This is a genomic window from Fulvivirga lutimaris, assembly GCF_009711525.1.
Lineage (GTDB): Bacteria > Bacteroidota > Bacteroidia > Cytophagales > Cyclobacteriaceae > Fulvivirga > Fulvivirga lutimaris.
Genome location: NZ_SMLV01000418.1, coordinates 1 through 18,256 on the forward strand (window position 1 = coordinate 1; position 18,256 = coordinate 18,256).

Consider the following 18,256-nt stretch of genomic DNA (forward strand, 5'->3'; position numbering starts at 1 on the left):
CTAGTATAATGCTTGTAGTTATATATATAATAAGAATGCTTTTTACTAATTTCATTTCAACTGAGGGTTTTTAAATATTGAAGTTAAAAGGAGATTTATCTACGGTATATCGGTGTTTACTTTATTGAAATTGCCAAACTTATAAACAGCCAGAGCTACTACCAGATACACAGCACAAACTGATAAATATGGTCCGGCCAGATCTGTAGGCAGTGATAATTGTGTTATGAGGTCTGTAGTTATGGGCACTTCGCTATCCAAAGGCATAAAACGGATGATTGACAATGAGGCATTAGATATCGCATGAAAACTGATGGCGAAAATCATGCTACCACCAGATTTGTTGTACATCCAGTTAAAGATAAAGGTCCAGGGAAATACAAAGGCCAATACGAAAATGAAAGGTACATTGTGCATACCCTGACCTAGCCAGTAAGTGGGTATGTGCCAGAACAAATGCACCAAAGCGAGAATAAATGATGCCACCACAGGGCTGTAATGCTGCTGTAATCTTGGAAGTGCAAAACCCCGCCATCCGAACTCTTCACCCAACCCTGCTATCAGGAATGACGGAATTATAGCACTTGCCCAATAGGCCAACGGTCTGTAAAATGGATTGAGTTGTCCATCATATAACAATTGCCATAAAGACCGGCCTGCGAAATGGATACTGGCTGGAAGTAGAAGCAACAAAACCCAGTAGTACCATTTTATTTTAATTCTTTTAAACCTTCCGAAAAAGTGTTTCAGTCCATCTTTACCATAAATTTTTGAATTAAGTAATATGGCCATTAATGAAGGAGACCATATTCCCAACATGATAATGGGTATAGCATCTAACTGTTGACCGATAAAGAATAATGACCATGAGACTGCATAAGTCATTACAAAGAAAAGTATGACTTGTTTTTTAGTGGATTGAAATGTTTCCATGTAGTTTGAGTTTTGAATGTCGTTGCTCAAACATACGCTGGATAGCTTTTTAAGATGGGTCGAGGTTATCCTATATCATGATATGACACATGTTAGGACTTATTTTCTTTCTGATACTGACTGGGAGTAAGTCCTGTTTTTTGCTTAAAAAGATGATTAAATCTGCTTGGAGAGGAGAAGCCTGACTCTTCTGCAATACCATTGATGGTAAGGTGCTGTTTTTTTGGGTCCAGTAGATTTTTCTTTACTTCCTCGAGTCTGAAACTCAGTAGAAATTCGGAAAAACTGATATTCAGATTTTGGTTAATAGTTTGAGATACATATTTGGAAGGTATGTTCAGGTGTTTAGCAAATTGCTGAAGTGTAAGGTTGGGGTTAAGGTAATGTTGGTTCTCTGTCATGGCCTTGGTAATGGATTCTTGATATTCTTTGAGCTTTTGCTCAGATAGTGGCGTTGTGCTATATTTCTTCTTCTGTATGCCAAATGAGTCCGTAGCATTCATCTCTTTGTAAGCTATAAAGAAGATAGGGATTGACAGCAGCGTGGTAAAACTCTGCAATAATGTGTTCGATAAAAGGTTAATGTCAAAAGAAGATAAAATCCTGAGGGTGAAATTGATCATTATCAATAATGTAAAAGAAACAACGGTGGGCAGAATCCAATTGTAGTAAGCTGTGAATGCTTTGTAATTATTGATACAGATTTTTATGGATAGGAAAAGGTAAATACTCATTTGAGTAAATGCGATTATGGGTACAATGCTGTCAAAAGAAGAGCTCAGATGTAGCATATTGATCAATGCAAGACATAAATAGGGAAGACTATGAACTAGCAAAATTTGCTTAGTTGGAAGCTTTTGATGATAAGTAGCATAGAAATAAATGCCTGGCCCAATAAACCACATCACATTATTGGCAATATCCTGAACCAGTTCATTAGTTATTTCATTGAGGCTCAGATAAGTATTAACTACTATAAGCGCAAACAGAAGGCATAATGACGCAATTATTTTGTTTAATAACAGTTCCCCTTTTTTCTTGAATATAAAATGAAAGAAAAGAAATAGTGACTGAACACTAATAATTAGGTTAATAAGGGAAATGAAATAGAGCATTGACCATTAAAAAGTAATAGCTCAAATATATTTATAATTGAATTAATCTCCTGTCGGACTTGTTCCTACATCTCTTCAATGGAGACCCCGGAATAAATCAGGGGAAATCATTTTAATATTACTCTCCTTCCTGAAGATTCTTCAAAAGCTGATAAAAGAACTGCACTGTTTCTTTATAGTTCTCCACCTGTAAGTGCTCATTGATACCGTGAAATCCAGTCATGTTATCTGGGCTGATTCTGATTGGCAAGAACCGGTATTGATTTTCAGACACTTTACGATAGTGCTTGGTGTCTGTGCCACCACCTAATAGGCCAGGTGAAACTATTGCCTCTGGTATAACCTGTTTAACAGTCTTTGCAATAGTACTATAAGCCTCTGATTCATAATCAGAAACAGGAGAGGGCTCATTAACATTACTTATAGATTCAATAGTAACTCTTTCGTCATTTACTGTTTCTATAACATGCTGGCGAACTGACTCCACAGACTCTCCTGGCATAATTCTAAAGTTCATTACAACTGAGGCGGTTGTTGGTATTACATTGTCTTTCACACCTGCATTGAAGATAGTTGGTGCCGTGGTAGTATGTGCATTGAGTCCTTTAAGTATAGGGGTGCCCAACAACCATGTATTGGCAAAAGCCATTTTTTGAACAAAGGGCATATGAGGTCCGATGGTGGCAATCTGAGTTTCTACAACCGGGGTCATTCTGTAAGGAAATTGATTTTCCTCCAGTCTCGTAATCGCAGCGGCCAGTGACCCGATAGTATTATCTGCCGGTGGGTTGGAAGAGTGACCACCAGGAGTAGTTATTGTTAATTTAAAAGATACATATCCTTTTTCGGCAACATTAATGATAGCTACAGGATCATTAATTCCAGGTACTACACCATCACCGATGTAACCGCCTTCATCCATAACATATTCTGCTTTTACACCCTTCTTCTCTAAAAACTCAGCAATGGCTCCGGCACCTGATTCACCGCCTATTTCTTCATCATGACCAAAAGCAAGATAGATGGTCTGTTTTGGCTGAACGCCATTTTGTAACGCCATTTCAACAGCTTCCAAAATGCTAAACACAGTAACTTTATCATCCATTGTGCCTCTTCCATAGATAATACCATCTTTAATCTCTCCTGAGAATGGAGGTGCCTCCCACTGTGCTAAAGTGTTTTGATCGACTGGTACCACATCCATATGACCCATTAAAATGATTGGTTTTGCGCTGCCATCGCTGCCCTGCCATTTGAAAAGAAGGCTGTAATCAGCAATAACCTCTTTTTCTAACAAGCTATCTACTAAAGGATAGGCCGTGGCAATATGATTGTGCAGACCGATGAATTCTGCAGAATCTGGTTCACCAGGGTATTCGTAAGAAATGGTTTTATACTGAATGGCTTTCTTCAGGCGTTCCAAAGCGGCATCTGGCACCTCAATAAGTTCTGCTTTTTCATATTTTATTGATTCTGCAGTAAAGAGTACTGTTTTGATAAGCACAAATAGAACAAGTGCAATGACGATAGCCAGAAGGCCTAATAGTATTTTTTTCATAGTTACTGATTGAGACGTACAAGATAGCTCCAAGCATAAAACCAATCAAAGCTTCCTATATGAGAGGAAACTTGGCCATTCAGTCGGTGTTTAAGGCCAATTGATGGAATGTGATTACCTAGTTTGAATCTATTGGTTCTGGAATATTACCGGTCTCATCAAGAATGCCCGCCATTTTTAAATGTGTAATAACTGGCTTTTCTGCCATGCGTATCAAAGTCACATGATCATAAGCCATTGAATCACCTTCGGCCTGGAAGCCACCTGTAGTGCCAAGTGTTATATAATCCATGTTGTTTCTCTTGCGGTGTGAAAAAGAATGAACATGACCATTGATAGCAGTATAGTTACGATCGGAAAGGAGAGCCTCTAATGGTTCAAGCCCCATATCACCTTCCAGTTTCCATGAAGGTTTGTGCATTAACACAAATGTCCAACGTACGTCTGGGTATTTAGCCAGAATATTTTTGAAATATTCGTGCTGGGCAGCACTTATACCTCCGGTTTTAGCCTCCTGCATATTGGCGTATTCTGTATCTGCATAGACACCTTCTATTTCACCACGGATAATCTTCATCGCTTCATTACGTGCGCTATTGACTTCAATCAACCTTTCCTCTTCATAGTTTTCTGTATCCATCATCAGGAAGAGTACATTTTCATATACAAAGTGATAGTACGTGGGGCCATAGCGCTTGAGCCAAATTTTTCTCATCACAGGATTGGTGAGATCATGATTGCCACCCAGATGAAAGAAAGGCATATTTAAACTAAAAGTTCTACTATCGAATGAGTCCCATTCTTTAATCAATTGTAAGGTATCTTCTGTTCCTCCTTCAATCAGGTCACCCACACTTAATACAAAAGTAGGGTCGAGGCGATTAAGTTGAGCAACAGCAGTGCTGTAAACACCAGGGCGTTCACCTCCAGTTAGATCTGAAATAATGGCAAAAGTGAAATCATCTTCTTCTAACTCAAATTCTGTGCTCGTCCATGGGGTAGGGCCGTTGGTATAGTTATGTTCAAATTCCGGACTTCGTTCTTCTTTCACTATCTCTTTCTGAGGGGCAGAACACTGAATGAAAGCTGTAAGAATAAAGAGAGATAATAAGCGCATGATATAAGTGAGTAGTGATTTGATAGTTAAGTTAGCATAGGTGGATGTAAAATTCGATACCGAACTTCTTATTTATTGATTTGATAACATTAAAAAAGCCATCACTTGATATCAGGTGATGGCTTTTGAATTCATTATGTAGCTCAATGATAAGCCTTTGGTATTTGTCTTAATTTGGTGGTCTGCTCATACGCATAACCCACCTTTAATAACTTGGCTTCTTCAAATGGTTTGGCAATGAAGGTAATACCTTTTGGTTGACCATCGTTAGTATAGCCCATAGGCACTGTTAAACAAGGATATTTGGCTACAGCAGCCTGACCTGCAGTCCAGTTGTTGATGGATAGAATTACATCCAGATTATGCTCCTGCATAGGAACTTCAAAGTAGTTTTTACCCCTTCTGTTCATTTCTTCTCTTACTTTTATAAGTGAATCCATCGTGATCTCTAGCGCTACTATTTCTTCCAATCTACCCTGACCATAAGGCACATTGATAGTTGTGTCTTTTTTGTTGAATTCAACAATGTCTGCAACACTGGTGTAGCTTATAGAGTCACCGGCATAAGCTTCAAAATAATGAGGCAGGTCATATTTCATATCTCCACTTAGCAGCGTCAGAAAACCATTGTAATCCATTTGAGCAGGTTCGATTACTACAGTATCTCCACCCATGGCAACTATTTTACTAACATTATCCAGGTACATGGTATCAGCAAGAAATCCTTTAATTACACCAAAACGTAAACCTTCAACTGTTCCTGTTTTTACATCTTCAAAATATTTTACCCCTTCAGGGCTGTCTGCAGTAGCAGCATCTTCAGCATCCTTACCAGTCATAGCTGAAAGGAAAATAGCATTGTCAATAACACTCTTGGTCATAGGGCCAGGAGTGTCCAGCGTGCTGGAAATTGGTATGATACCACCTCTGCTTAATAACCCGATGGTTGGTTTTAAACCTACGATGGAATTAGAACTAGAAGGTGAAAGAATGGAGCCTGAAGTCTCGCTACCTACTGCAACGGCTGCATAGTTGGCTGCTATGGCAGAACCACTGCCGGAACTTGAGCCTCCTGTGTCAAATTTTCTTGGGCCATAGGGGTTTAATGTTTGTCCGCCTACTGTACTATAACCATTTGGGTTTACCATAGCATAATAATTGGCCCATTCGCTAAGGTTGGCTTTACCTAAAATGATGCCTCCTTTATCTTTAATTCGCTTTACAATGAAGGCATCATCTGCATAATTATTTACCATGGCTGCAGCTCCTGCCGTGGTTGGCAGCCCTTCAAAATTCACATTGTCCTTGAGCAATACAGGTATGCCATAAATTAAATGATCATTATCCGATTTGTTTTTATCAAGCTTCCGTGCTTCTTCAACAGCCTTAGGGTTAATAGCAATGATATTATTAAGTGCAGAATCTTTGCTGTTTTCAAATAATGCAATTCTGTACAAATACCACTGCGTCAGCGTTTCATAAGTGAGATCACCTGACTTGATGTGCGACTGTATGGTGGGTATGTCCTGCTCCAGAATAAAAGGAGTCAATCTTTCATAATCTTCTTTTGAGAAATAGGTGATCTGATTTCTGATCTGATCAAGCATATCATTCTTATCAGATATTTTAGATTGGATCAATTTATATTGCATTCTCACTGATTCGTGATCAGCATTTTCTTCCAACCATGTGGTCTCATCATAAGGCTGCCATTCAGGAATAATGGTCTTTGGTTTTTGCTCGCAGGCAAAGGCAATAATTAGTAAAAACGGAATAATTCTTTTCATACGGTTTTAGGTTACGTTATCCTAAATTACAACTTAGAACCTATTTTGTTTTTCCGTTAAAATAAAAGCCTGAATTATTCTCTATCGTTCGCTTCCATTTTAGTTTTGTTAGAGAACTTCTTTAACTTGATGTTGTTCTTATTAGAGGATTTATAAATTAAGAAAAATATGTCATCACCAATATTGAAAATAAAGTCGTTGAGTTTTCCATGGCAAACCAGCGATCCGTTTTTGTTCTGTGTTCATCATGCAGATTTTTATCCTAAGGGTAATGATCAACTTGGTCCTGATGCCTCGTTGGCCGGTAGAAACATTGGCCAGGATTTTACAATTAAAGATGGTTGGAGAATGTATCATGGCGAGACCGTACCGGGATTTCCAGCGCATCCGCATAGAGGTTTTGAGACCGTAACTATTTGTACTACCGGACTAATAGATCATTCTGACTCACTTGGAGCAGCCGCTCGATTTGGAAATGGTGATGTACAATGGATGACGGCAGGGAAAGGCGTGCAGCACTCTGAAATGTTTCCATTGTTAGATAAGGATAATCCCAACCCATTAGAGTTATTTCAAATCTGGTTGAATCTGCCTCAAGCAAATAAACTGGTTGAGCCACATTTTGCGATGCTATGGAATGATACCATACCGCAACTGGAATATGAAGATGAAAATGGCCACAAGACCAATGTAATGATTGTGGCTGGTAAACTTGATGACAATGATGCGCCTGCGCCACCACCCAAATCGTGGGCAGCTACAGAAGATAATGATGTAGCCATTTGGACCATAGACATGGAGCCTAATGCAGAGTGGACTATTCCGTCTACCGCGGCAGGTACAAACAGAACTATATACTACTTCGAGGGTGAGGGATTGGAAGTAGCAGGGCAGGGGATACCCCATTATCATGGAGTTGAACTGAACCCTGAAATGGAAGTAGAACTAAAAAATGGTAATCAAAAGGCACGATTATTAATGCTTCAGGGCAAACCTATCAATGAGCCGGTAGCTCAGTATGGCCCTTTTGTGATGAATACTCAGGCTGAGATTCAAGAGGCTATGCGTGATTATCAGTCCACCCAGTTTGGCGGCTGGCCATGGTCAACACATCAGCATGTACATCCAAGAGAGAAAGGCCGCTTTGCCGTGCATGTTGATGGCAGAGAAGAGGTGAAGGACTAGTGCTAACTGGTTATGCGTTAAAATTTAAAGAGGACTGATGGTCCTCTTTTTTTGCTGAATGCGAAAAAAACTTCAATAATGTTCGAACATTGAAACTTAGATTCCGTTACTTCGGTATAATCAATGTTTAAACATCAAAATTAATTATATGAGCTATTTAGAAAAAGAAAAAGAACTACAGACTATGGTAAATACTGGTCAATTAATGGACGCATTTGAAAAATTCTATGCAGAAGATGTGGTTTTAGTAGAGCCATCGGGAGACAAGTTTGTTGGTAAAGAGGAGGCAAGAAAGCACGAAATAGAATTTCTAGGAAAAGTAGAGGCATTTCACAGTGCTGGTATTACTAAAATCACTTCTAACGAAGAAGAGGCGACTACTTGCGCTGAAGTTTGGATGGAAGTAACCTTTAAAGGAATGGATGCTCCGATGAAACTAGAGCAAGTTGCAGTGAAGCAATGGGAAGGCGATCAGGTAAAACATGAGCGTTTTTACTTTAACGCTTAATTAAATATTAAAAGGCTAATTCATCCTATTGAATTAGCCTTTTGCTTTTAGTTGGTCTTTTATCCGTGCGAATGCATGGCTACTCTATTTCCCTCACTATCCTCGAAAACTGCCATATATCCGTAGCCTTCCGCTATAAGCTTTTTAGGCATCATCACTTTGCCACCGGCAGCTTCAACTCTTCCAAGTTCATTATTTAGGTCTCCTGAATGCGCGGTAAAATATACCAAAGCTCCATCGTGGCTGGGTTTGTAAAATTCAGGCATGCAGACCAACGATCCCATGGCTCCTGACCCTTCCTGCGTTGTGGGGAACCAACCCATATCTAACTCACCCATCTGATGACGCTCAATCTTAACATCAAATACGGTTTCGTAGAACTTCATTGCGCGTTCCATATTAGCAACTGGCATTTCAAACCAGCCTACCATGTTGTTTTTCATTTCCATAGCTATTGAGTTTTGATTGAACTCAATATACAAAAAATCCGCTATTCATTAATTTGATCAACAACAGAATTCACCTTATCCATCCAGGGATGGAGGGCATTCGGCACATTTGATTTAACCTGATCAATGAGCCAATAACGATGTGTGTTATTCACGTTATATTCGAAGTAAATTCCGCCTCCATCTGCATAATCTGGTTGACCAATGATGGTATCTGTAATAATTAGCAATGAAGCTGGCGTACTTGATAGTAGTGATTTTGCTATTTCGAACTTGTCATCAGATAGTAAGTTGAAATCACCTGAATAGGTAGATTGGGTGTTAGGATAGTTATCATTTTTGTCTTCAGACAGTGTTGAGCCGGTCAGCTTGAAAATCTCAATACATTCTTCTCCTAAACACTCCCCGGCATAAGTGCCAAATAAAAGGTATTCTCCTTCTTCTGTAGGCTGGTCAACTTGGAAGAATGGATCTTCATCAGTATTACACGCTGCCAGTGCAAGCATCACACTTATGCAACTCACTATTTTTTTCATTGGTATAAAATTAAGGTTTGTTGTTTATATGACCCTTAATTTTCCTGTAAGGTTGGAATGATACTAACATGAAGCGTTATCTTAGATTAATGACCAACTATGAGTTAATAGCTAAAGGAGAGGAGTGGTTCCATTCAAAAGGGTGGAAGACCTTTCCTTTTCAAAATGAGGCATGGAAGGCTTATCTGGATGGCTATCATGGGTTGGTGAATGCGCCCACTGGTAGCGGTAAGACCTACTCTTTGGTTGTGCCTACATTACTCGAATTCATAAGGGAAAATAATAATTCAAAGCGTGCTAATGGACTGAGAGTAATTTGGATAACGCCTATCAGAGCGCTGGCTAAGGAAATTGCCAATTCAACACAAAAAGCGCTTGATGGGTTGGGTATTGATTGGCAGGTTGGGGTACGTACTGGTGATACCTCAACTAAGCAACGTGCAGCCCAAAAGAAAACCCCACCAGAATTTCTGATTACTACCCCTGAAAGTCTGCATCTAATGCTGGCTCAAAAAGGGTATGCAAATTACTTCAAGAACCTTAGGGCTATTGTTTGTGACGAGTGGCACGAGCTGATGGGCTCAAAACGAGGGGTGCAAGTAGAGCTAGGCCTTTCCAGACTTAAGAGCATTTGCCCTAACCTAAAGGTCTGGGGAATTTCTGCTACCATTGGTAATATGGATGAAGCCATTGCTGCGTTGCTTGGTAATAGCAAGAAACTGAAAGTAATCAGATCTGATATACAAAAGGTGATTGAAGTAGAGTCTGTTTTACCAGATTCTGTAGATCAATTACCATGGGCAGGCCACCTGGGTGTCAATTTGATCGATAAGGTGATACCCATTATCAAGCAAAGCAAAAGCACATTGATTTTTACTAACACCAGGTCTTTTGCCGAAATATGGTATCAAAGGCTGCTTGAAAGAGCACCTGAGCTGGCGGGGATAATGGCCATGCATCACGGTTCAATAAGTCGCGAGCTTCGTGACTGGGTGGAGGATCAGTTATATGATGGACAGCTAAAAGCAGTGGTTTGTACTTCTAGTCTTGATTTGGGTGTTGATTTCAGACCTGTGGAGACTATCATTCAAGTAGGAAGTCCGAAGGGTGTAGCCCGCTTTATGCAGAGAGCAGGTAGAAGCGGCCACCAGCCTGGAGCATTAAGTAAGATATACTTTGTGCCTACTCATTCATTAGAATTAATAGAAGCTGCGGCATTGCGTTCTGCTATTGATGCACAACTGGTAGAAGACAGGATTCCATATTTAAGATCATTTGATGTGCTGATTCAGTACCTGGTTACACTGGCGGTGTCTGATGGTTTTGTGCCGGCCGAAGTATTTAAAGAAGTACAATCGACCTTTGCTTATAACAGTATAAATGAGGAAGAATGGAGCTGGCTGATGAGTTTTATTACTACGGGAGGTGCTGCTCTTACTGCCTATGATGAATACAGAAAAGTAGAAATTGAAGAAGGCATTTATAAAGTTACTGATCGAAGGATAGCTATGAGGCATCGTTTGAGCATCGGAACGATTGTGAGTGATGCCTCACTAAAGGTGAAATATACTAGTGGTAAATATATAGGCACTGTTGAAGAGTATTTCATTTCAAGGCTTAATCCCGGAGATGTTTTTTGGTTTGCAGGTAGGAACCTCGAACTAGTTCGAATTAAGGAAATGGTAGCGCAGGTGCGCAATACAAAAAAGAAAGCTAAAGCGGTTCCTTCATGGCAAGGTGGTAGAATGCCTTTATCTTCTCAGCTATCGGTGATGCTGAGGAAGAAGCTAGATGAGCTAACAAAACCTGATCCCAAGGATATTGAACTGCAGTTCCTTCAACCGTTAATGGACCTGCAAAGGGAGAGATCGCATTTACCCAATAAAAAGGAGTTTCTGATTGAATATTTTAAAAGTGAAGAAGGCTATCATGTTCTGATGTATCCTTTCGAAGGGCGCTTTGTTCATGAAGGTATGGGTGCTTTACTGGCGCTAAGAATTTCAAGAATAATGCCGATCACTTTTAGTATTGCCATGAATGACTATGGTTTTGAACTGTTATCAGATCAGGAAATACCAATCTATGAAGCCCTTGAAACAGATATTCTTACTACTGACAATTTGTGGAATGATATACAGGCGGGTATCAATTCTGTGGAAATGGGACGAAGAAGATTTAGAGATATTGCGTCAATTTCAGGTTTGGTTTTCAAGGGATATCCTGGCAACAAAATAAAAGACAGGCACATTCAATCTTCTTCGCAGTTGTTTTTTGATGTGTTTAATGATTATGATTCATCTAATCTTCTGCTGCTACAAGCCTATGAAGAGGTAATGGATTTCCAGTTAGAAGAAGCTAGAATCAGAAAGGCTTTGGAAAGAATTAACCAACAGAAAATTGTAATTACTGAACCGGAAAAACCAACACCCTTTGCTTTCCCTATCATGGTTGATAGGTTAAGAGAGAAACTGACTTCCGAGAAATTGGAAGATCGGGTAAAAAGGATGCAGCTTCAGTTTGGCTAGTTAGATCGGTCTTCTTCAAACATCTGAATGGTAAAGTCTAGCAGCTCAGCACCACCAATTTTACCATGACCAGGTACTACAAATTGAATTTCAGAATAGGCCTTTTTTATATTTTCTATAGAATTGGGCCATTCATGAATGTTGGCACTGTTTAGATTACCCTTACCTGCTCCGAGAGCCTTTACCTGGCATCCGCCAAAAAGTGCCTTTTCTGAAGGAATGTAGCTGATGATGTTGCCTTTGGAATGAGCCTCACCAAAGAATGTATTAATGATCTTTTGATTTCCTATGGTCAATGTATCTGCTTTATCGAAACCATTTTGCGGTACTTCCTGATTGTCCTCTTTAGCTAGAACTATTGTTTTATTGCTGGCATATGATGGAATGTTTTCCGCATGAAACTCTTTCAATCCTCCAAGACAATCAATATGAAAATGATTAATTACAACTGCTTTGATACTGCTCTTAAGCTCATTTTTAACATAATTGATCAACTCAATACTAGAGATACTATCACTAGGTGTATCAAAAATGACTGCTTCATTATTGCTAATGTATATGGCACCATTACAAGCTACTTTTCCATAATCATCAGTATTCAGGTAGGTTATCTGTAGATACAGATTGGGTGTGGTTTTTTCTATCACCAGATTTTCAGATTTATAGAGATTTTTCTGAGCCATTATTAGTGTACTGGTGATAGTTAATAGGCACATTAAAAAAGTTTGCTTCATTGACTAAAGTTAAATGAAGCATTACTATTAGCCTATAAATCAGTTAAATTTAGCATTCTCAAAAGCCATAAAACTTAAAACCGATGAAACTGAATTTATCAATATTATTAATTCTCATTTTTGGAATAAGCATCAATACTCATGGCCAGCATACAACTGGAGAAAAACTAAGAATAGGAGTCATCGGACTATCGCACACCCATGTGCATTGGATACTTGGCCGACCTGACAAAGGGGATATTGAAATAGTGGGCATTGTTGAACCAAACAAAGAATTGGCAAAGCGATATTCGGAGCAGCATGGCTTTTCCATGGACTTGGTTTATGATACCATGGATGAAATGATCAATGCTGCAAAGCCAACAGCGGTGACAGCATTTGGTTCTATCTATGAACATTTGGAAGTAGTACAGAAATGTGCTCCACTGGGTATTCACGTGATGGTAGAAAAGCCCTTAGCAGTAAGTATGGATCATGCCATTCAAATGCAGGCTTTAGCCAAAAAACATAACATTCACCTACTCACTAATTATGAAACCACCTGGTACCCAACCAATCAAAAGGCTTATAATCTTTACCACGAAGGTAAGATTGGACAAGTCCGAAAGATAATAGTTAGGGATGGTCATAAAGGACCCAAAAAGCTGGATATCAATAGTGAGTTTCTGGATTGGCTACTCGATCCTAAGGAGAATGGAGGCGGAGCTATTATGGATTTTGGCTGCTATGGTGCTAATCTGATGACATGGCTTCAGAAGGGTGAAAGGCCTCTTTCTGTAACAGCTGTCACTCAACAACTCCAACCAGAGAACAATCCTAAGGTGGATGATGATGCCACCATCATATTGGCATACAAAACTTCACAGGGAATCATTGAGGCTTCCTGGAACTGGCCAATGGGCAGGAAGGATATGGAAATATATGGGCTAACCGGTGCCATCTATGCTGATAATAGAAATGATTTCAGAGTTCGAATGGCAGAAGGCTATGATGGTTATAAGGAAGATAACGAAAAACTAGAAGAGATGCCTTCTCCTTATGATGATCCTTTTTCTTTATTGGCTGCCGTAGTTAATGATAAAATCACATTGCCGCCATATGATCTTTCTTCATTGGAAAATAATATGATAGTGGTGGAGATATTGGAAGCTGCGAGCAAAAGTGCTAAAACCGGAAAGACAGTTTTGCTAAAGAATTAGCATTACTTATAAAATATACCTTGGCCTGAATTGAGTAAACACTATTTGGGATAGTAAAAAGTGTTATCTCCTATCTGAAATATACAGAATAAAGTTTAGCCAGCTCGGCATCAGACTCACTTTTTAATATCAAAGTATCGCCCACAAGGTTATAGCTTCTAACCTTATCCAGCATCTGGGTAAACTCACTTTCATAAGGAACATTCATGCAAGCTCTTCTTGTTGAAATCATACCTTTAAATTCCAATTTTCGATCTGGGCCAGTTTCAAACGTTCCATTCATGACATTGCACCCAGTGTGCCCATTGACTTTCTTCTCCTGATTTTTCAATATAAAATGAGCCTCCCGGGGTTGTGTTTCGGCCACTGTAATTGGAATGCCATTAAGTGAGGATAATTTCCAATAACGTTCAGTAATCTGATCATCAATCTTTCTTAGCATATAGTTTTCCGACAATTCTCCGGTAATTCTATTGCCTTCATTATCTAATTTAAAGAGAACAAACTCACCGACTTTATATTGAAGATTAGGGTCCTCGTTTAGTGTTATATTACTCCCTGATTCATCCCATTTAAAACTACCTGTGCTAACATTTCTCTCATCATCTTTTCCGAGATATTGGGTGGTCATAGTGAATGATTCATCACCTTTAAGAATAATTTCAGTTTGAATTCCCTCACAATCAGCGCAAGGTAAAGTGCCTTGATATGTGCCTTCCCAATCAAGTGCATTTTGACTATTGTCGCCAGTGGGCACAGGTTTTTGTTCGTCAGTTTTAGCGTCCGTTTCAGAGTTGTTATTATTCTGACTTTGACAACCGCCTAGTACCGCAGCTGATATTAACAAGACATTAAATAAGGCTTTCAACATAACTTTAGTTTTGGTTGTTAATCTAAAAATACAAAAATCAGGAATCAGTTTCCCGGCTTAAATATTTAATTTTGATACTATGATTAAAAGCTGCTCTACCGGTAAGAACTATTATTTTGATGCGCAAACGGCCGTTGAAGCGTTGATAGAACATCTGGGCAGAAATAATTTTAGTCATGGAGCCGGACCCATCAATGTTTACCATTGTAATATGTGCGATGGCTATCATTTTACCTCTAAAGGCGAGCGTCTTGCCATACTTGATGATCCACCTGTAAAAAACAGAATCGAAAAGTTGCGGCAGGCTTCCGAATGGGAAGGAAGGTATCGTTGAATTAAAAGTCTGTAAGGCTATCTAAATTTTTCATAATTCACCGATACTTGACTAAAGTACAATGAAGTTATCCCCTGATATATTCCGGGGTCTCTCATAAGCCCGAATAATTAAAGTCAGAGGTGCCGGAACATGTCTGGCAAGGAAGTGGTTTATTTCTTCCTCTGTCTAAACATCCACTCGATCATCAAGGGGTCGCTATAGGCCATCAGCCATGAGAAGTGCCCAACTTCAGGGTACTCGGTATAACCGGGGTGTGTGCCTGCTTTTTTCAGTGCATCCACCATATCAGCGGATAGCTTCGATGGAACAGTGGGATCTTCAGCGCCATGAAACACCCAGGTAGGAATATGAGCGATGGTAGCCGCCTTTGAAACATCACCACCACCACAAACAGGTACAGAAGCGGCAAACCATTCTGGCTTTCTCATGGTAAGGTCAAAAGTGCCGAAACCACCCATAGACAATCCCGTGATGTAGATTCTTGATGGATCAACAGGCATTTCTTTAATTGTTTTTTCAATAAGCTGTATCAACAATTCCATAGGCTTTGATGGAGTGTCTTTAAGTGTGATGGTCCCAGCTTCTCTGTTAAAATCCAGGTTAGACCATTGCAGGTCTTTAGGGCACTGTGGAGCTATAACAATAGCAGGATACTTTGACATGTATTCATCAGTAGCAAAACTCTGTGCTCCCCATTTTAGTTGTGCTTTGTTATCATCACCGCGCTCACCAGCGCCATGCAAAAAGATGACCAATGGATATTTTCTAGAGGGATTAGCATCAGGCCACAGCATTTGATAGTTCAACACACCACCTTTACCATCTTCATATTTTAAAGGAGCAAACCTGTCCACTTGAGCGCTGACGTTAATACTGGCAAAAGGAATTAAAAGGACACTTATAAGTATGGTGATGTAGTTTTTCATAGTTCATGTAGTTTTGAATAAATATAGGAAAAATGAATAAATACTGCTCTTCGGAATTTCTAATTCTGAAGTATTGATGGTTGGATTTGTAATCCGATTTTAATCGAATCACAGATCCTGCGATATTGATTCCAGATTTGCAATCTGGAATTGCTGACTAATCGCATCAAAGCATTTAAGCACTTCTCATGTTGAAGTCCAAATGCGCTCTTACGGAATGTTATGAGCATTTTTAGTTAGTCACGAAATAATCAAAATTAATAGTATGAGTTCTGAAAACGCCATCATTGTCTAAAGTGAGAAGTGTTATATCCTTAAACTTTTTAGGACCAGTAGCTGGAGATTTCCAGCCAATTTTGACAGTATCATTTTCCACAAGTAATTCTAATTTGCATCCATCAATCCTTTTGGTGTAATCCTTTGGGTTCTGACTGTGTCTACAGTTGGATTCTCCACAGTTTTGCAGTCGTAGTATGCAGCTAATAATTGGTATTCGCCTCTGTCCAAATATATTTCTGCGTAAATTTTTTCAGTAATAGAAATTGTATCAGGGACATTAACATGAATTTTTGGTTTGACAAGAGGCTTACCATCGACAGTTAGTTTATTGAGTGTAAGATGTTGTCTGCCATTTGTGTATGTCAGTAGATGTTCATTCTTCTGTTCACAAGAGGTGATTGCGACTACTGCGCAAATGACAATTATATTTAATAGAAATTTCATCAAGACGTTTGCTCATAACGCCCGTGTAGAAAATGTATGCCACACGAGGCTATAAAAAACTAAACGTAGCATTTTCTGCTAACTTTCTCAACCTACATATGCCAATAAAAGCTTAGATATTTCAAGTTACTGCTGCGTTCTGGTTGGTCGTCCCGCTATGGAATGCAAGCAGAATATGCGGGCCAGTCATCCTGTCTGAAGCTACAAGGTGCTTTAGCATATGTTTTTCTACACCATGTTAGCGAGATTTTAAATTCCTGATTTCACAATTAGATGGAGAATTACCATTGTTACAGCCACTCCAATCATTTTAAGTTTCAGTCCGTATGCTCCAGCATCAACAGGATCACCCTCATTGTAACGGTTTTTACCTTCAATTATGTCTTTAAAAGTTGGAGACGACTTGTTTCGAAAAAGACTGATCAATTTTAGCCATATCCAGAAATAGAATGCTCCTAGGTAGTCAAAAATGTACAATCTTAAAACAGGTTTTGAATGATGGTATTAAAAAGCAGGATTGAGTCTATTACAATAATGGTTAGCAAAGAAGCTCTAAGATATTTTTGTCTGTAGGTTAGACCGCCATATGGTATCAGTGCCACCAAGCTCCCAAGAATAAATCCAACAACAGGTACAGTTATAAATATTGTTGAAAGTGCTGCAGAGTTAACTGATTTCCTATCAACAAACTCTCCTGCCAAGTTCGTAGATCCACTATTAAACATTGAGGTTATTGCGAACGTCAGTGCACTCAAAATTAGAATGATGATCAAGTGTTTATTTCGCTGTTCTTTAGTGTATTTCTTCATCTTATAGTTCTCGCTAACGCCCCTGTAAGGCGCGTGTTTTTACTTTAGTTAACGGCATAAAACTAGCACGATTTGGGTTTAGAACCTAGTCGCGATACAAGCAGCTTAAGACACCCCGTCCTTATAAATTGTCCACAAGTTTAAAAGATGAAAGTAGATGTGAAATGCTAACCCAAAACGTGCGACCGAGCCGTACTAAAGCATTTATGGACTTCGCACGGTGAAGTCCAAATGCGCTTTTACGGAATGTTAGGCATAGTTTATGAATTTAAAATCCGTAATTTGCTGTATATAATTTTGTTATTTTCAGTTTTTGAATCTGCAGATATAAATTGGATGGTCAAGTTTCGGATTGTTGAGTCTTTATACATTAGGAAATGTTCATCCCAAATTTCACTTATTTCGGAGTCTGTTAAGCCAGTGCTGATATTCTGAAATTTATCAGATGCAAGGCGTTCGATCTCCGACCTAGTTTCGGAGTCCTTAGCAAACAATGATAAATTCATAATGGAATCTATCGGCCTGTGATACTTGTTAAATTCACTGATAACTTTCGGGTTTTCCTCGATGAATTTCTTTAGGAAAATCTCATCATATTTAGAGATTGGAAATACAAGCATTTGATTACATGATTCGCAGGAGAAAGACCTCTTTCCTTTTTCATTCAACAACCTTTTACTGTAAATAGTGGTTGATTCATTCTTGTTGGGGAAACTGTATTTAACTCTTTCTATTCGATAAATCTGCCAGATTCCTTTAGAATAAGATTTTACCCAATCACCTACTTTCATTTATATTATTTAATTATGCCTAACAACTGGATATGCGCAACAGTGCATATCTGCATGATATTTTTTTTACTAATCTAGGAGATATTTGTCTTTTATATGGATATTTAAACCATCATATCAATCAAATTACTGTTGCTACCAATTGTATTAGAG

Annotated in this window: 19 protein-coding genes; 5 read left to right on the forward strand and 14 right to left on the reverse strand. The window is 39.0% G+C overall.

Features of this window, described 5'->3' with window-relative positions:
* Positions 1-99 precede the first annotated feature (99 nt).
* From E1140_RS16305 to E1140_RS16325, 5 genes are all read right to left on the reverse strand, one after another.
* Positions 100-933, reverse strand: a complete 834-nt coding sequence (locus tag E1140_RS16305) for a CPBP family intramembrane glutamic endopeptidase (protein WP_155186296.1) — start codon at positions 931-933, stop codon at positions 100-102.
* A gap of 92 nt (positions 934-1,025) precedes the next feature.
* Entirely contained in the window at positions 1,026-2,048 is a 1,023-nt protein-coding gene (locus tag E1140_RS16310; protein ID WP_155186299.1) for a helix-turn-helix domain-containing protein, read from the reverse strand.
* A 118-nt stretch (positions 2,049-2,166) separates the two neighbouring features.
* A complete protein-coding gene (locus tag E1140_RS16315; RefSeq protein ID WP_155186300.1) occupies positions 2,167-3,606 on the reverse strand; it encodes a M20 family peptidase in 1,440 nt (479 codons plus the stop codon).
* Between the two features lie 118 nt (positions 3,607-3,724).
* Complete coding sequence (locus E1140_RS16320; protein ID WP_155186303.1) at positions 3,725-4,723, reverse strand: metallophosphoesterase family protein; 999 nt, start codon at positions 4,721-4,723, stop codon at positions 3,725-3,727.
* Between the two features lie 143 nt (positions 4,724-4,866).
* Complete coding sequence (locus tag E1140_RS16325; protein ID WP_155186306.1) at positions 4,867-6,510, reverse strand: amidase family protein; 1,644 nt, start codon at positions 6,508-6,510, stop codon at positions 4,867-4,869.
* Between the two features lie 168 nt (positions 6,511-6,678).
* On the opposite strand from E1140_RS16325, the gene E1140_RS16330 reads away from it, so the two are divergent.
* Positions 6,679-7,695, forward strand: coding sequence for a pirin family protein (locus tag E1140_RS16330; RefSeq protein WP_155186309.1), 1,017 nt, complete (start codon positions 6,679-6,681; stop codon positions 7,693-7,695).
* Between the two features lie 148 nt (positions 7,696-7,843).
* Positions 7,844-8,203, forward strand: a complete 360-nt coding sequence (locus E1140_RS16335; RefSeq protein ID WP_155186312.1) for a SnoaL-like domain-containing protein — start codon at positions 7,844-7,846, stop codon at positions 8,201-8,203.
* Between the two features lie 59 nt (positions 8,204-8,262).
* Here the strand turns inward: E1140_RS16335 and E1140_RS16340 are convergent, their stop codons facing one another.
* Positions 8,263-8,646 (reverse strand): VOC family protein, encoded by a 384-nt coding sequence (locus tag E1140_RS16340; RefSeq protein WP_155186315.1) that lies wholly within the window; start codon positions 8,644-8,646, stop codon positions 8,263-8,265.
* A gap of 47 nt (positions 8,647-8,693) precedes the next feature.
* Positions 8,694-9,188: a hypothetical protein gene (locus tag E1140_RS16345; RefSeq protein WP_155186318.1), complete on the reverse strand. Its 495-nt coding sequence runs from the start codon at positions 9,186-9,188 to the stop codon at positions 8,694-8,696.
* Between the two features lie 68 nt (positions 9,189-9,256).
* On the opposite strand from E1140_RS16345, the gene E1140_RS16350 reads away from it, so the two are divergent.
* Complete coding sequence (locus E1140_RS16350; RefSeq protein ID WP_425482039.1) at positions 9,257-11,713, forward strand: ligase-associated DNA damage response DEXH box helicase; 2,457 nt, start codon at positions 9,257-9,259, stop codon at positions 11,711-11,713.
* Here the strand turns inward: E1140_RS16350 and bla are convergent.
* Entirely contained in the window at positions 11,710-12,447 is a 738-nt protein-coding gene (gene bla / locus E1140_RS16355; RefSeq protein ID WP_155186321.1) for a subclass B1 metallo-beta-lactamase, read from the reverse strand. The genes E1140_RS16350 and bla overlap by 4 nt on opposite strands.
* 83 nt (positions 12,448-12,530) lie before the next feature.
* Between bla and E1140_RS16360 the strand changes: the two genes are divergently transcribed.
* A complete protein-coding gene (locus E1140_RS16360) occupies positions 12,531-13,646 on the forward strand; it encodes a Gfo/Idh/MocA family protein (RefSeq protein ID WP_155186324.1) in 1,116 nt (371 codons plus the stop codon).
* A gap of 70 nt (positions 13,647-13,716) precedes the next feature.
* On the opposite strand, the gene E1140_RS16365 is transcribed toward E1140_RS16360, so the two are convergent.
* Positions 13,717-14,517: a copper resistance protein NlpE N-terminal domain-containing protein gene (locus E1140_RS16365; RefSeq protein WP_155186327.1), complete on the reverse strand. Its 801-nt coding sequence runs from the start codon at positions 14,515-14,517 to the stop codon at positions 13,717-13,719.
* A 79-nt stretch (positions 14,518-14,596) separates the two neighbouring features.
* Here E1140_RS16365 and E1140_RS16370 point away from each other — a divergent pair, with 79 nt between their 5' ends.
* A complete protein-coding gene (locus E1140_RS16370) occupies positions 14,597-14,851 on the forward strand; it encodes a hypothetical protein (protein WP_155186330.1) in 255 nt (84 codons plus the stop codon).
* Between the two features lie 152 nt (positions 14,852-15,003).
* Here the strand turns inward: E1140_RS16370 and E1140_RS16375 are convergent, their stop codons facing one another.
* The 5 genes from E1140_RS16375 to E1140_RS16400 all read right to left on the reverse strand — a co-directional run bounded on the left by E1140_RS16375 (position 15,004) and on the right by E1140_RS16400 (position 18,103).
* Positions 15,004-15,780, reverse strand: a complete 777-nt coding sequence (locus E1140_RS16375; RefSeq protein ID WP_155186333.1) for a carboxylesterase family protein — start codon at positions 15,778-15,780, stop codon at positions 15,004-15,006.
* A 232-nt stretch (positions 15,781-16,012) separates the two neighbouring features.
* Positions 16,013-16,156 (reverse strand): hypothetical protein, encoded by a 144-nt coding sequence (locus E1140_RS16380; RefSeq protein ID WP_155186336.1) that lies wholly within the window; start codon positions 16,154-16,156, stop codon positions 16,013-16,015.
* Between the two features lie 596 nt (positions 16,157-16,752).
* Positions 16,753-16,980: a hypothetical protein gene (locus E1140_RS16390; RefSeq protein WP_155186342.1), complete on the reverse strand. Its 228-nt coding sequence runs from the start codon at positions 16,978-16,980 to the stop codon at positions 16,753-16,755.
* Between the two features lie 2 nt (positions 16,981-16,982).
* Positions 16,983-17,312 carry a hypothetical protein gene (locus E1140_RS16395; RefSeq protein ID WP_155186344.1) on the reverse strand — a complete coding sequence of 110 codons (330 nt, stop codon included), beginning with the start codon at positions 17,310-17,312 and terminating at the stop codon, positions 16,983-16,985.
* Positions 17,313-17,572: 260 nt separating this feature from the next.
* Positions 17,573-18,103, reverse strand: a complete 531-nt coding sequence (locus E1140_RS16400; protein ID WP_155186347.1) for a hypothetical protein — start codon at positions 18,101-18,103, stop codon at positions 17,573-17,575.
* Positions 18,104-18,256: the final 153 nt, after the last annotated feature.